Origin of the sequence: Prevotella sp. AM34-19LB (genome assembly GCF_003468525.1) — a bacterium.
Taxonomy (GTDB): Bacteria; Bacteroidota; Bacteroidia; order Bacteroidales; family Bacteroidaceae; genus Prevotella.
Genome location: NZ_QSIG01000025.1, coordinates 13280 through 28766, shown reverse-complemented (window position 1 = coordinate 28766; position 15487 = coordinate 13280). Strand labels below are relative to the sequence as shown.

The 15487-nt window shown below is 44.2% G+C and carries 15 protein-coding genes; 2 read left to right on the top strand and 13 right to left on the bottom strand.

Features of this window, described 5'->3' with window-relative positions; genetic code table 11:
• Window positions 1-269: 269 nt before the first annotated feature.
• The 9 genes from DW830_RS09155 to galE form a co-directional block, all read right to left on the bottom strand.
• Window positions 270-614, bottom strand: coding sequence for a hypothetical protein (locus tag DW830_RS09155; protein ID WP_119249657.1), 345 nt, complete (start codon window positions 612-614; stop codon window positions 270-272).
• Window positions 615-803: 189 nt separating this feature from the next.
• On the bottom strand, window positions 804-1118 hold the full coding sequence (locus DW830_RS09150) for a winged helix-turn-helix domain-containing protein (protein WP_117663552.1): 315 nt from the start codon (window positions 1116-1118) through the stop codon (window positions 804-806).
• A 181-nt stretch (window positions 1119-1299) separates the two neighbouring features.
• Window positions 1300-3057 (bottom strand): aspartate--tRNA ligase, encoded by a 1758-nt coding sequence (aspS, locus tag DW830_RS09145; RefSeq protein ID WP_119249656.1) that lies wholly within the window; start codon window positions 3055-3057, stop codon window positions 1300-1302.
• A 116-nt stretch (window positions 3058-3173) separates the two neighbouring features.
• Window positions 3174-3677 (bottom strand): hypothetical protein, encoded by a 504-nt coding sequence (locus DW830_RS09140; RefSeq protein ID WP_119249655.1) that lies wholly within the window; start codon window positions 3675-3677, stop codon window positions 3174-3176.
• 30 nt (window positions 3678-3707) lie between these two features.
• On the bottom strand, window positions 3708-4139 hold the full coding sequence (locus DW830_RS09135) for a hypothetical protein (RefSeq protein WP_119249654.1): 432 nt from the start codon (window positions 4137-4139) through the stop codon (window positions 3708-3710).
• A 54-nt stretch (window positions 4140-4193) separates the two neighbouring features.
• The gene (locus DW830_RS09130) at window positions 4194-4739 is read right to left on the bottom strand and encodes an RNA polymerase sigma factor (RefSeq protein WP_119249653.1); all 546 of its coding nucleotides are present in this window, start codon (window positions 4737-4739) and stop codon (window positions 4194-4196) included.
• Between the two features lie 59 nt (window positions 4740-4798).
• A complete protein-coding gene (locus tag DW830_RS09125) occupies window positions 4799-6352 on the bottom strand; it encodes a L,D-transpeptidase family protein (RefSeq protein WP_233544462.1) in 1554 nt (517 codons plus the stop codon).
• 34 nt (window positions 6353-6386) lie between these two features.
• Complete coding sequence (locus tag DW830_RS09120) at window positions 6387-6704, bottom strand: T9SS type A sorting domain-containing protein (RefSeq protein ID WP_119249652.1); 318 nt, start codon at window positions 6702-6704, stop codon at window positions 6387-6389.
• Between the two features lie 112 nt (window positions 6705-6816).
• A complete protein-coding gene (gene galE, locus DW830_RS09115) occupies window positions 6817-7854 on the bottom strand; it encodes a UDP-glucose 4-epimerase GalE (protein ID WP_119249651.1) in 1038 nt (345 codons plus the stop codon).
• Window positions 7855-8154: 300 nt separating this feature from the next.
• Between galE and DW830_RS09110 the strand changes: the two genes are divergently transcribed.
• Window positions 8155-10143: a fructose-1,6-bisphosphatase gene (locus tag DW830_RS09110; protein ID WP_119249650.1), complete on the top strand. Its 1989-nt coding sequence runs from the start codon at window positions 8155-8157 to the stop codon at window positions 10141-10143.
• 112 nt (window positions 10144-10255) lie between these two features.
• Here the strand turns inward: DW830_RS09110 and DW830_RS09105 are convergent, their stop codons facing one another.
• Window positions 10256-11152 carry a YitT family protein gene (locus tag DW830_RS09105; RefSeq protein ID WP_119249649.1) on the bottom strand — a complete coding sequence of 299 codons (897 nt, stop codon included), beginning with the start codon at window positions 11150-11152 and terminating at the stop codon, window positions 10256-10258.
• 265 nt (window positions 11153-11417) lie between these two features.
• Between DW830_RS09105 and DW830_RS09100 the strand changes: the two genes are divergently transcribed.
• Window positions 11418-12044, top strand: coding sequence for a phosphoribosyltransferase (locus DW830_RS09100; RefSeq protein ID WP_119249648.1), 627 nt, complete (start codon window positions 11418-11420; stop codon window positions 12042-12044).
• 6 nt (window positions 12045-12050) lie between these two features.
• Here DW830_RS09100 and DW830_RS16555 read toward each other — a convergent pair whose 3' ends face one another.
• From DW830_RS16555 to DW830_RS09090, 3 genes are all read right to left on the bottom strand, one after another.
• On the bottom strand, window positions 12051-13151 hold the full coding sequence (locus tag DW830_RS16555) for a TonB-dependent receptor (RefSeq protein WP_233544461.1): 1101 nt from the start codon (window positions 13149-13151) through the stop codon (window positions 12051-12053).
• Between the two features lie 8 nt (window positions 13152-13159).
• Window positions 13160-14464, bottom strand: coding sequence for a TonB-dependent receptor plug domain-containing protein (locus DW830_RS16550; RefSeq protein WP_233544460.1), 1305 nt, complete (start codon window positions 14462-14464; stop codon window positions 13160-13162).
• 76 nt (window positions 14465-14540) lie between these two features.
• Window positions 14541-15470 carry a zinc ribbon domain-containing protein gene (locus tag DW830_RS09090; protein ID WP_119249647.1) on the bottom strand — a complete coding sequence of 310 codons (930 nt, stop codon included), beginning with the start codon at window positions 15468-15470 and terminating at the stop codon, window positions 14541-14543.
• Between the last annotated feature and the right edge of the window lie 17 nt (window positions 15471-15487).

Here is a 15487-nt window from a genome sequence, read left to right as displayed (position 1 = left end):
GAACAAACAGATAGATTCCCCCCAATAAAAAAGCAATCAAATAAATTGGTGCCCAACAGGTGTGTTCCACTCGCACATCAGCTGTTGTGCAAGCGCATATCAGCTGTTATGCAAGCGCACAACAGCTGTTGTGCGGTTTGAAAAGCCTACGAACCCGAAAACAAGAATTAATTCTTCAGACAACTTCCATTGCTTCTTCAGACAACTTCTATTGCTCCTTTCGATAACTTACATAGCTTCGTTAGACCACGCAACTAACCTTATTTCTATCAATTAACAAAGAGATCAAGCTCCTGCGATTGCTTGCTGTTCTCGCTGTCATCATCCTCTTTCTGTATAGAGGCAGAAGAGAAATCAAGCATCAGCTGCTGCATAGCCGAACTCTTATAGTTGATACGATAAACTCCATATCCCTTGCCTTTCTCTATGATAGAACTTGGATTCTTGGAATTCTTAATAAGATACTGAGAAACAAAACCATACACATATTTATAATCTAGAGGGGTAAAAATCGAATTACAAGAATTATAAACATGACGGACAATCTTCTCCAACTTGAGACCTTGACTGCCGGCTTGTACCAAAACGCTGAATATTTCTTGTTCTAATTTCATATAAATAATGCTAGATGGTTATGGTGAAAAGAAATTTAAATAAAGACAGAGAAGAGTGAATAGGAAGAAGAGCAAACAGGAAGAAGAGAGAACAGCAAAAAGAGTGACCAGAAAGAAGAGCAAATAAAAAACAGAAAAGCCGCAGTTTCTTCCACTAAGTTAAGAAACTGCGGCTCTTAAGGTTCTTATTTAAGCGAGAGCTACCTTGTTGTCCTCTTCCTTAATCTTACCCTCTTTGAAGAGCCATCCGATACCAAGGATAGCATCCTCAACACTAATCTTTGCCTGCTTTGCAATCTCCTCCAAAGAGAGAGACTGTTCTGCTGCAGCCAATGCCTGGTAAACATCACCAGCACGGAAACCTGCGTTCTCAGCAGTCAAATAGATAACTTCCTTCTTAGCTGTAGAAGTCTTCTTTGTAGCTGTAGCAGTCTTAGCTGCTGTAGCCTTCTTAGTAGCTGTCTTCTTGGCAGCTGTCTTAGTTGTTGCTTTCTTTTCTACCATGTCTTTAGTAATAATTTGTTCTGAGAAATGTTTGTTTCGTAAGCATTTCCTTAATTATTCTGATGCAAAATTAAAAAAAATAATTTAAATTTTAGCATTTTAAAGCAGAAAAGTGCTTGTACACAAGTGGTTGCACCGCATTTTTTGACTTACATCAAGATAAATACGGTGCAATTAATCATTAATCCTTCAAATCAAGCTTAATCTCCAGCTCATCAAGCTGCTTTGGATCCAGCTCTGAAGGAGCATCAAGCATCACGTCGCGACCTGAATTATTCTTAGGGAATGCGATGCAGTCGCGGATGCTGTCGAGACCAGCCATAATGCTCACGAAGCGGTCAAGACCGAAAGCAAGACCTGCGTGAGGTGGTGCTCCATACTTGAAGGCGTTCATAAGGAAGCCAAACTGAGCCTCAGCACGTTCTGGTGTGAAACCGAGGACCTCGAACATCTTCTCCTGCAACTGAGTATCGTGGATACGGAGAGAACCTCCACCCACCTCAATACCATTGCAGACAAAGTCGTATGCCTTGGCACGAACCTGCTCAGGATGCTCATCGAGCAATGGGATATCATCAGGATTTGGCATAGTGAATGGATGGTGTGTTGCCATCAGGCGCTGCTCCTCATCACTCCACTCGAAGAGAGGGAAGTCAACAATCCAGAGACACTTGAACACGTTCTTGTCACGCAAGCCCAGACGGTCACCCATCTCAAGACGGAGAGAGCAAAGCTGAACACGAGTCTTATTGGCATTATCGCCACTCAGAATCAAAACGAGGTCGCCATCCTTGGCACCCATCACAGTCTTGATTTCAGCAAGCTCCTCTGGAGAGTAGAACTTATCGATGCTACTCTTCACGGTACCATCAGCATTATACTTGATATATACCAAACCCTTGGCACCAACCTGTGGACGCTTTAAGAAGTCGGTCAACTCGTTCAACTGCTTGCGGCTATAGTCAGCGCAACCAGGAACACAGATACCACCAATATACTTAGCCTCATCGAATACAGAGAAGTTACCCTTGCCTGTGAAAGCATCCTTCAACTCTACAAACTCCATACCGAAGCGAAGGTCTGGCTTATCGCTACCGAAACGGCGCATAGCCTCATGCCATGTCATCTGCTCCAGCTTAGGAAGCTCTACACCACGAATCTCCTTGAAGAGATGGCGAGCCATTTCCTCGAAAAGATCGATAACATCATCCTGATCTACGAAGCTCATCTCGCAGTCGATCTGAGTAAACTCAGGCTGACGGTCTGCACGGAGGTCCTCGTCACGGAAGCACTTTGCAATCTGGAAATAGCGGTCGAAACCTGCTACCATCAGGAGCTGCTTCAGAGTCTGAGGGCTCTGTGGAAGAGCATAGAACTGACCAGGATTCATACGAGAAGGAACAACGAAGTCGCGGGCACCTTCTGGTGTACTACCGATGAGGATAGGAGTTTCAACCTCCATGAAGTTCTGTGAATCGAGGAAGTTGCGAATCAAGATACACATACGATGACGCAACTCCATATTCTTGCGAACCGCAGGACGGCGCAAATCGAGATAGCGATACTTCATGCGAATATCATCACCGCCATCAGTATTATCTTCGATAGTGAAAGGAGGAGTCTGACTCTGAGAGAGCACATTCAGCTCCTTTACCAGGATTTCAATATCACCTGTATCCATTTTAGGATTCTTGCTCTGCCGCTCACTAACTGTACCCTTGATCTGGATGCAATATTCACGACCCAGCTTATTGGCAGCATCACACAAGGCCTTATCATCCGCCTCGTTGAAAACCAACTGTGTGATACCATAACGGTCGCGCAAGTCAACGAATGTCATACCACCCATCTTTCTTGAGCGCTGTACCCATCCGGCAAGTGTAACTTCCTTGCCAGCATCAGAGAGACGAAGCTCTCCACAAGTTTGTGTTCTGTACATACCTTATTATATTATATATTTTTGTTTCTGATGTGCAAAGTTACTATAATTTGGGGAAACAACAAAATAAAATCGCAAAAATGTTACTATAAATAACACCTTTGCGACTTTATACATTATCTTTTCACATGCTTAGGGTGATTTTGGTGCCACTGTCTGGCTCTCTTGAACGCCTGACGATGGAACATCTCTTCTGCCTTAATGATCTTAAGCACCTTGCTGGCAGGCAGGATATACATAAACCGATTATGATATTCCTGCTGCAACTGCTTCATCTCGATATCCAACTCGTCTTGGCGGCGGATAGCCTCAGCACAACCTTTCTCGTCTGCCGGATTAACGAAATGATACCTACGCATCTCTTCAAAACAAGAACGCATCTTCTTCATCATCTGGCGGTAAACCGGGAAGAACTTACTTGCTTCCTGCGGAGTGAGGCTCGCATGGATTGTGATATACTGCTCCAATTCTGCCTCAAAACGCTTCGGGTCAAATGGCGGACGCTGCCTTTGAGAATTCTCGGCATGACAAGAGATTCCCATCATCGTCATCGCAATAACTGCCATTATAACCAAGATCAGACGTCTTGTTATATGCTTACTGTTATTATCTTGTTTCATTTATACGTGTTTTTTTAAATAGATTCAACATTAGTTCTCTGCCACAAGCTGTGCATAGAAGTCCTGAGTGTCCATCATTGTATAATCAGCCATCTGCTCAAAGGCAGCATCCTCCCCGTCTGTGACGTGTGAACTCTCAATGGCAGGAGTTTCGTTGTGCGCCAATGCATGATGCTTTCTCCCTGCCTGCTGAAGCTGGTAAAGCACACCGCCACCCAACATAGCAGTCACGGCTAAGACTGCAGCAATCTTTCTGAGAGGCAAACGCCTCCAGAGGCTTAAATGCATGAACTTAGCCTTATTCTCCTGACGGTTCTTATCCGTTTCTTCAGGAGAATCAAATTCCTGCATAGGAATCTTTGCCATCATTTGTTCTGCGAAGTTATCGAAATAACCTTCAGGAACCTTGAAATGGTTTTCCTTGCCGAAAATATCATTTATTTTTTTCTCTTCGTTCATCATATTGCAAATTCCTTTGTTCTTTTACTTTTATAGACGATTTACATCGCAGAAGGTTTAATCAAACAGATGCAAATATTCTGTTATTTTTTTCACTGCCAGATGATAAGAAGCTTTCAGGGCACCTTCACTGGTATTGAGAATCTGACTAATCTCAGAATACTTCATTTCCTCAAAATATTTAAGATTAAATACCGTTCTCTGCACTTCAGGCAACCTTGCCACCGCTTCCTGTAACCTGGCCTGCACTTCATCACCATCAAAATATTCGTCGCTCATCAACCTGGATGCCACGGAAGCATCTTCATCGGCACTTACCTTATCTGCCAGTTTTTGTTTTCTCAGGAAATCAAGTGATTCATTGATAGCAATGCGATAAAGCCAAGTAGAAAGCGAAGACTTTCCCTGAAAATTCTGCAGATTACTCCAAACCTTGATGAATACATTCTGAAGGACATCATTAGCATCTTCATGACTGAGCACGATACGACGCACCTTCCAGTATAGTTTTTCACTATACTGCTTAACCAGCACTGCGAATCCTTCTCGCCGGGTGCGTGGTTCCCGAAGCATCTCTACCAGTTCTGTATCACTAAGTATCATGAAGTTTACTAAATTAATAAAACTAATTCTTTAATTCTTATTATAAGCCTACTTTCCGGCTATAGATATTTTTTTAATTGCTCGAATATCACACCATCAAATCCATAGACATCGGGATAGCTTACCACCCCCTTGGCAAATGGATAAAGCGTGTAATACGTGATGAAGAGAGGAATCTGCGGTTCCACCTTTACAGACCCGACCACTAATTTCTTAATCTTCAGAGAATCGGCAGTCATCGAATAGTTGATTCGCCGGATAAGCTTTTCGTTTTTCTCATGAAGCAGGAATTTAGCCAGTTCGAAAGGCTTCTCTACCCTTATACATCCATGCGAAACGCCTCTGTCTTCACGGCTGAAAACAGCCTGGCTTGATGTGTCGTGCAGATAGACAGAGAAGTTATTATCGAAACGGAAAATGATTCTTCCCAAAGAATTTCCCTTTCCACCACGCTGAACCACACCATATTTACCGGAAAGCAACATGGCTCTTGTAACCTGAGCCGGATCTACCTCCTTGCCCGTTGACCGATCCGAGATATAGTAATTGCGCGCATTGAAGTAAGCCGGATTCCCTGCATGATGCACCATATCCTTGATCATGATGCTGCGAGGCACAAACCACTTCGGATTCAGATCCATCCGCTTGATATAACTGTTCAGTATCGGAGTTTTGGTCTTGGTAGAGCCACATCCAATCTTCATCGCAAGCGTATCCTGCTCATCTATGGCATAAAGATGAAAAGATGGTATATTAACCAGCACATACTTCTTATGTCTGGCAGGACTGTCTGCCTCCCTCCACCGGCATCTCTCCATGTTCACAAGAATCTTCATTCTCTGATTTCTGTCAAGACCTTCCGACTTCAATTTTTCCTGCAACGTATAATAAAAAGGAGACTTTGGCTGAACATCCTTCAAGAATGTCACCAATCTGCTTTTCTCAGTTTCTTCGCCATCAACCTCCACCCTACTTCTCAACTGCTGAAGAGCAAGATGAAAAAAAGCATCACTGGCATGCTGCATCTTCACATCAAAAAGGCCACGGTATCTCACAGGCCGCCTGATGGAATCGTATGGATTGGGATCGATGCTGTCCAGACGATTCAAGATGAATGAAGGATTGACGAATCCAAACCTCTGACCGCCTACATATCTCAAATACGACTTGGTAAGCCTGTATTCCAGACGAGCCATCACATGGTTGATATCCTCGTTGCCTTCTCCCAGATTCAAGTTGTGGAGTCTTTCCAGATCTTGCGTAATCTGATTCACATAAAAATGCTTAGTCTTGAATCCCATTTCATCCACCTTCTGCAGATAGGTCAGCAGCGTATCTGCACGATGATCTATTCCATGACGATCAACCCAAAGGAATTCTCCATGATTGCGATAATATCTCTTGGTATGCAAGTCGGCAACAGTAGAACCCGAATCATTGTTCATCAAGCTGTCCATCAATCCCCTTACCTTTTTAGAATTGATTGCATAATTTGGGTTCACCAGCTCCTGATAGTATTCCAACGTCAAGTTCTGATTTTCGTTGGGTTCATGCTGCTTACACGACAGAATGACCCAACAGAGCAGGAATGGCAAAATTCTAAGTATTTTCACGAAACGTAATATGAATGATAAAAGAAGTCTACAGTTAACGTCTAACCAGGATCTTTCTCGTAAAGGAGGTTCCTACCTTGATGATATAGACACCATCAGAGAGAGAAAGGTTAAAGCGCTTGTCCTGTCCCTCTACCCTGAAAGACTTCACTGCGACACCAGCCAGATTGTAGATGGTAACAATCTGGTTGTTGGCTCCGGTGATATGCATCACGCCTCCGGAATAAGTCAAGGAAATCTTCTGCACTTCCATGTCTATCATTTCCTCAGCACCTGTCCGTGCCGAAGAAACCATGGGCACAGCAAACATCATGCATGACATCATCAATATGGTAAGTATATTTTTCTTCATTCTCCTGCTCTTTTACGTTAAAAAATACTTTCCTGCAAAGATATAAAAAAAGAAGGAACCTTCCATCATTCCAGATGCCAAGTTCCTTCTTTTTATATATATTTAACCGTAATTACATAATTCCGTCGGCACGGAGCTTCTGCTGCCACTTCCAGGCAGAAGCCAAGACATCTTCAAGCTTAGCCTCAGCCTTCCAGCCCAAAACTTCGTTAGCCTTGGTGCAATCGCCCCAGATCTTCTCGATATCGCCCTCACGACGTGGACCGTACTTCCAGTTCAACTTCACGCCAGTAGCCTTCTCGAATGTCTCTACGATTTCGAGAGTAGAGTTACCATTACCTGTACCAACATTGAAATACTCAATTGGTTCAGTTTCCTTGTCGAGTACACGAGCCATAGCGCAAACGTGAGCCTTGGCGAGGTCAACTACATAGATGTAGTCGCGGATGCAGGTTCCATCAGGAGTATCATAATCGTTACCGAAGATGGTGAGCTCCTTGCGAATACCCATAGCAGTCTGAGTTACGTAAGGAATCAGGTTGTTTGGCACACCGTTTGGCAACTCACCAATTTCTGCAGATGGATGAGCACCGATTGGGTTGAAGTATCTCAAGACAATGCTCTTGATGTTAGCACCGCTATGGATATAGTCTGCGATGATCTGCTCGTTCACCTCCTTGGTATTACCATAAGGAGAAGTAGCCTTCTGATGAGGAGCCTCCTCTGTTACAGGCAAGTTCTCTGGCTTAGGCTGACCGTAAACGGTGCAAGAAGAAGAGAAGATAATACCCTTAACGTTATATTTTGGCATCAACTCAAGCAAGTTGATGAGCGAAACCAGGTTGTTGCGGTAGTACAACAAAGGCTTCAGTACACTCTCACCTACAGCCTTGCTGGCAGCAAAGTGAATGATACCCTCGATAGCAGGATACTTCTGGAACACAGCCTCTGTAGCTGCCTTGTCACGAAGATCAACCTGTTCGAAAGCTGGACGAATACCCGTAATCTTCTCGATACCGTCAAGAACCTCAATCTTTGAATTTGAAAGGTCATCTACGATTACTACGTTGTAGCCTGCCTGCTGCAGCTCTACAGTTGTGTGGCTACCGATAAAACCAGTGCCGCCAGTTACCAAAATTGTCTGTTTCATATTGCTAGTTTATTGAATAATTGATATTATCTTATTTTATATGAAAGTGAGGATTAAAGCCCGGTAGAAAGCGATGCCAGTGCCAGCCTTATCATCCTACACGTTTGCAAAAGTAATGCAAAAAAGTGAAACTACAAAATATTTCCGAAAAAATATGCCGAAAGATTTTTTATTTTCAAGAATAAGCTGTAACTTTGCATCTGAAATATAACTTATCAACAGAAATGTTGTTTCAGCAGTAAACATTAGATTTATCAATTATTGACGCAAACAATGACGCAAACATTAAGGATTACGAATATGAAACAGTATGATATCAATCACGACATGCGGTACCTGCAGTTACTCGCACAGTCGTTTCCATCCATAGCTGAGGCTAGCACGGAGATTATCAATCTGCAAGCTATTCTCAATCTGCCGAAAGGCACAGAGCATTTCCTCGCAGATATTCACGGTGAGTATGAGGCTTTTCTGCATGTTCTCAAGAATGCTTCAGGCAATATCAAGCGTAAGGTGAACGAACTCTTCGGCAACACCCTGCGTGAACAGGACAAGCGTGAACTCTGCACCCTGATTTACTATCCGGAACAGAAACTGGAGCAGGTAAAGCAAAGGGAAGCAGATATCGACGACTGGTATCACATCACCCTTCACCAGCTGGTGGCTGTTTGCCGTGATGTGTCAAGCAAGTACACCCGTTCCAAGGTGCGCAAATCACTGCCATGCGATTTCTCCTATATTATACAGGAGCTTTTGCACGAGCATACGGAAGATCACGACAAGGCTGCATACGTGAACGTCATCGTAGATACCATCATCTCAACAGGCCGTGCTGACGATTTCATTGTAGCCATTGCCAATGTGATACAAAGACTCGCCATCGACCAGCTTCATATACTCGGTGACATATACGATCGCGGACCAGGAGCACACATCATTCTCGACAAGATGCGCCACTATCATAGCTTGGATATCCAATGGGGCAACCACGATGTACTCTGGATGGGAGCCGCAGCCGGTAATGATGCCTGTATCTGCAATGTCATCCGACTGTCGCTGCGCTATGCCAACCTCGCCACGCTGGAGGAGGGTTACGGCATCAACCTCATTCCATTGGCAACCTTTGCTATGGATACCTACGGCGATGATCCATGCGAGGAATTCATGCCAAAGATGACGGGTGGTGCAGCCGAAATGGATGACAAGACCAAGCGTCTCACATCTCTGATGCACAAGGCTATTGCCGTGATACAATTCAAGATAGAAGGTCAGCTCATCGCCAAGCATCCTGAATGGAAAATGGACGACAGGCGTCTCTTTGAGCATGTAAACTACGAAAAGGGAACCGTAGAGATTGATGGCAAGGAATACGAAATGTCCACATGCCACTTCCCTACCATCGATACGGAGAATCCGAACAAGCTCAGCGAGGAAGAAGAAATCCTGATGCAGAAGCTGCACCATTCGTTTATGGTATGCGAGAAACTGCACAAGCATATCAGAACCATGCTGCAGCATGGCTGCATGTATGCCATCTTCAACAATAACCTGCTCTTCCATGCATCCTGCCCACTCAACGAAGACGGAACATTGAAAGAGGTAGAGATTTATCCTGGAAAAAAGTATAGCGGCAAGGAGCTGATGCATCATACAGGAATGCAGATTCGCACGGCATTCCAGCAGGATTCCGACCCTGACGAGAAACAGTATGCCATAGATTATTTCCTCTATCTCTGGTGCGGTCCAGACAGTCCACTCTTCGACAAGAGCAAGATGGCAACCTTCGAGCGATATTTTATCGCCGACAAGGAGACCCACAAAGAGGAAAAGGGCTACTACTTCAAACTGCGTGATGACGAGAAGGTAATAGACCATATCATGGATGCCTTCGGGCTGAAGGGAGAAAATCGCCATATCATCAACGGGCACGTTCCGGTACGAACCTTAAAGGGAGAGAATCCTATCAAGGCAAACGGAAAGCTGATGGTGATTGATGGTGGTTTCTCCAAAGCTTACCATAACGAGACGGGTATAGCAGGTTACACCCTGGTTTATCACTCTCGCGGTTTCCAACTGGTACAGCACGAACCTTTCACAAGTGCCGAGGATGCCATCACACGCGGTACCGACATCAAGAGTACCACCCAGATTGTAGAAATGAGCAATCGAAGAATGCTCGTGGCAGATACAGATATCGGTCAGGATTTACGCAAGCAGATAGAAGATCTCCAGGAACTTCTCTATGCTTACCGACATGGCTACATCAAGGAAACAGAAAGAAAGAAGTAAAAACAAACAGGACGGTATCAGCAAGTACCTGCCCCCAAAAAATAATGTTCGCAAGTATGAGAATACTCATTGCATACTTGCGAACATAACTTTCATCTGAATACTTTAAAACTTATTTTTTAGACAAGGAAATCTTCTTGCTCACCTTAAATCTATCAAAGCCCTCACCGTACACACCGATTACAGAACTCTGACTCACAAATGCAGTAGGATCAATCTCATCAATCAGGCGGAATATCTTTTGCGATTCACTCTGTCTAGCCAGCACAAAGAGCATGTGAACATCCTTGCCGCTATAGCAACCATGACCATCCATTACCGTACATCCACGTTCGGCTGTCGTATTGATGGCAGCACTCAGCTCCAGATACCTGTCAGAAATGATAAAGAACTGTACCGAACGGCGCATGGCGTTGACAACATGATCAACAGTAAGCGAAACAACAAACAGGCACACATAACCATAAATCACCATTTCCCAGGAGCGAAGCACAAGATAAGAACTGGTAATGATGAGCAAGTCGCAAATCATAATGGCATGTCCCAGAGAAATGTTATAGTACTTATTGATCATTGCAGCCACCGTATCACTGCCTCCAGTAGAACCATTACATCCAAGCCCCAATCCAGCACTGCTTCCCATGAAGAAGGCACCGATAACTGTTGCCATAAAAGGCTGATCGTGAAGCAAAGGCGTCATACCTACCGTATGAATCTCTATGAAGCGAGTCACCGCTGCAAAGATAGCTACACCATAAATCGTCTTGGCACAGAATTTCCAACCCAGGATACGGAATGCAATCAACAGCAAAAATACGTTGAGCGCCAGATAAGTGACCGAAGCAGGAATGCCAAATCCCCAGCAGAAGATAGAGGCGATACCGCCTACTCCACCCATCGTGATATGGTTAGGGAGGAGAAATAAATTGAGTCCGATACTACCTTCTACCATTGCCAGACCGATAATGATGTAGTCGCGCAACTCGTGCATTTTTGTTTTTCTCGTCATTTGTTGTATTTTTAAAAAATCATGATTATTCATACCATAAACGTGAAGCCTATCAGGTTTCGGGGTGCAAAGTTACTAGAAATCTTGTTAAAATCAAAGTAGAATCTGCTAAAAAATAGCCTAAAATGAAAAAAAAAGCTATTTTGTGCCGATATTTCAAAAAATATTCATACTTTTGTACTGATCTTTACTGATCCATAAAGACAACGGAATCAATATCTATTCAAGAAAACTATAAAGAAGAACGATTATAAACATCTTGTCTATGGCAGAAAAAAGCATTAACATCGCATCATGGCCTTGCCTCAGCAATGGCCTTCACTACAATTGGCTAGTAGATTACGCTGCTTTCAGCGCATTCGGCACCTTCGAGCTTTCAGCAGAAGAATGGGAAAAGCGCGACCTCATCGTCAACTTCAAGGGTAACTCGGAACTCACTACCGAGATAGACCATCAGCAAGCTGTCGATAAGGCCATCGACTTGGTGTCTTCTTTCCTAAAGGCGGTATTCACTGAAAAAGAGGGAGCCACAAACTCACACTCTACTCTTTCACTACTCACTCTGGTCTGCCTACCAGCCTCAACCCGAAAGCATACTGAGCGCAGATTCCGCAAGTTCAGCGAACAGGTATGTGCGGCAACAGGTATGCAGAATGCCTACAACGCATTCAGCTTCACAACGACAAAGGATGAGGATGGAGATGAAGTGGATACACTTCATATAGACGAAACTTTCTTCCAGGGAAAACAAGTGATCCTCTTCGATGACATTATCGCATCTGGAGGATCAATTGTTCGATTTGCTGAAAAACTAGAAAAATCGGGGGCTAAAGTCATTGCCGCACTCGCTCTGGGAAAGAAAATCCCAGACGGATACGACAATAACGAATAGCGATTACTAGAAATGGAATCTCACATCCACACCACATTGGAAAGGATTGCCTCGCTGGGCAAAATATTCTTTCGTGCCTGTAGCTGAATTATCTACCGCAAAGGTATTATAATTGGTGTCTGTGAGATTTCTACCCCAGAAACTTACATTGAAAGCCTTGAAATTCAAATCAATATGTGCTCCCAAAACCGCATACAGCTTTTGGGAGTAAGTATTTGCATTGTCCCAATAGGTCTTGCCTTGTGCATTCACGTTTGCACCGAGGGTCAGCCAGTCGGTAAGACGATAGTCTGCCATCGCAGCCATTGTATGCTGTGGCACATAAGGAACGTATTTGCCCTTATAGTCCACGGCATCCTCGCCTTCTCCATCCACATACTTATCAAACTTGCTGCGAGTATAACCATAACTCATAGCCCAATCAAATTTACCATCGAAAAGCTGTCCTGTCAAAGCTGCTTCAATACCACAGCTGTGACTCTTTCCGGCATTCACCATCATACGTCCGAAGCCATAATTGCCCGCCATGACAGAGAGCTGCTGGTTGGTTACCTTCATATAGAAAGCACTCAAGTCGATGTGCAGCATGTGATCGAAGAGATTCAGATGAGCACCTGCCTCATAATTCCAGGAAGTCTCCGGCTTGTAGGCGATGGTCTTATCAATACGCTGATAATCCTCCTCGGTATGCGGAATATGATAATCCCCACGCATTGCCTGATTACGATTGGCATTCAGTTCGGTCTGTAGCACATCGCTGAACATCTGGATATTATATCCACCTGCACGATAGCCCTTGCTTACAGTGGCATACACATTACTGCCCAGCTCATCAATCTTCAGATTAAGTCCGAATTTCGGTAAAAGCTGGCCATAATCGTCACTCACCTCATGATCCAGCGAAGAATCCAAGACATAGGTAGCCTTCTTTCCCATTACATTGGCACTCATCTGCATATAGGCACTGGCATCATAATGGATGGCAGTATGCATCAAGTCATAGCGCAAGCCCAAGGTGGCAGTAAGGCGATCCGTGATATTGAAGTTGCTCTCATGAAAGAATCCCAGGTTCCACTGGGGTGTATGATACAAACCCGGTGCACCCATATTCACATTCATGGATACGCCTCCAGCCTCTCTATAGCTGCAGCTGCAGCCTTGGCAACCATTTCCGGCATACCCTTTTCCATCATCTTCTGTGCCATCACATTGAGCATCGCATTATACATCTGCTGCTGGATAGCATTGCCGATAGGCTGGGTCATACCCTCATTGAAGAAGACCGGTCCATTGGTCTTCAGCCACTGATAAGAGAAGAAGCCACCCGCGGTCCAATTCCAGAAACCACCCACAGCGCGATTACTCTTCAAGGTAAATTCCTGGGTAAGCGAGTTCTGAAGCTGCTCCTGCAGGATGCTCATATAATCGGTAGGAAGATAATCCTGATCCATATTCATCTTATCCTTCAGATACTGATAGCTCGTGGTAGAAGCAAAGCTATAATCTGCCCCTGTATGATTTACGGTAACACCCGAGATAAAGGAATGACGCAAATAGGTTCCGTCGAAGGTGGTGGAAGGAAGCGCAGCCTTGCCTGTCTCCAAATCCAGCTTGCCATAAGGGAAACCATTCTGGTCAACATACTGATAGTTGGCGAGAAGATCTACGTTCCATCCTCTGTTAAGCTTTGCCTTCAGCACTATCTTTCCTCCAGCCTCATTATATTTGTCGGCTCTGCTGCCGGTATTCGTATTTCTGAAGAATCCCTTCTGTGCATCATTGAAAGCTGCTACAGTAAACGCCAGATGGTCATTGATACGATGATAATGAGCCAGCTCTACATTGCGATAATATCGGGAGCCATAACCCAACTTCAAATCTGTGCCCTCATATTCAAACGGATTGCGGGAATAGATACGCACCAGTCCGCCCTCTGTGTTCTGACCATAGAGAGTAGCCTGAGGTCCACGCAAGACATCAATACGGGAAGTCTGATAATGATGAAGATTGAAGGCAGACTTGCTCAATACCGGAATGCCATCCAGATAGATACCTACCGCAGGACTGTTCACTCTGCTGCCAATGCCACGCACATACATAGCACTGGAAAGACGGCTGCCATAGTTAGGCATCACAAAATTAGGGATATAACTAGAAAGCTCGCGCAAATCGCGGGTGCCTAGTTTCTGTATCTGAAATCCACCAACAGAAGTACTGCTGAGTGATTGCTGGCGAAGGCGAAAGTTCTCTTTCGGTTGTGAAACCACAACCACCTCGTCTATATCAAAAACCTTGCTGCTATCAGTGAATACTTTGAAATCAGTATTATCAACTTTGTTATTATCAAGGGACAAGACATTGCTTGTGCCAGCCCACAAGGAGATTGGCGCAACAGAAGAAGCCAGCGCCAATGCAATCATTTTCCTATTAATTATATCTTTTTTCATAACGGGTGCAAAGGTACTGCTTTTTCCTGGCACCCAGAATCCTTATTTATTAGGAATTCCCCCTGCGATAGGCTTTGATGGCAAACCAAATGTATGCCACCAGCAGGATATAGCCTATATAATATAAGGTAGAAACACTGAAAATGATATAATCAAGCGCACATACACCTGCCAGACCGCCCAGATACAACAGGGCTTCTCCAAACGGAAGACGATGATAAACTTCATCGACACATGCCAGTCCTACAATGAGAATACTCCATACCAAGGCAAGAAATACTCCCAACACCTTAGGTACTGCAAAAGGATTCAATGACGGATGGAAATAGAACTGTCGCCACATCTCTGGTTCAAAAGTCTGAATCCAGGCATAAAAGGCTGCCGAGATAGATACCAGAAGCACAAGAGCAAGAGGATACGGCGAATCAATATCATTGAAATGCACAATCTTGGCATTGCTATGAAATACCTTTCTTACCAGATAAGCCAATGTGATGACTACAATGACCACGAGAAAAATAAGCAAGTGGACATTACTGAAAGTCATGATGAATTCAGAGATAGGATCATCCGGTACTACCTGAGGAAGCAATCTCGATTCCCTACTCCATCCAAACCTGTTATCTTCAGTAGCAAGCTGCACCCATACAGAATCTATGCTGTCTTGTGGCACCATACGGATATCTGTCACAACCAGAAGCTGGTTCTTCTTGACAGAGAATGAATCTACCGAAAGACCACTCACTAATTCTTCAGGCTGCTGTCGCATCAAGTGGATAGAATCCTTAAACACCATAAAGTTATATTTGTTGGTGTAATGGTGGGTGGTAGAGAATGAGATAGAATCCAACTGACGATCACTGTACTCCAGCATGGCTGCATGCTGCTGATGGGAGTTATGACGATGATAGCAGCTGTTGAGCATCAAACAGATGCCCAACATACATACCATCATTTTTATCATCAGTTTTATTCTCATTCTTCATTTTGGGGTTG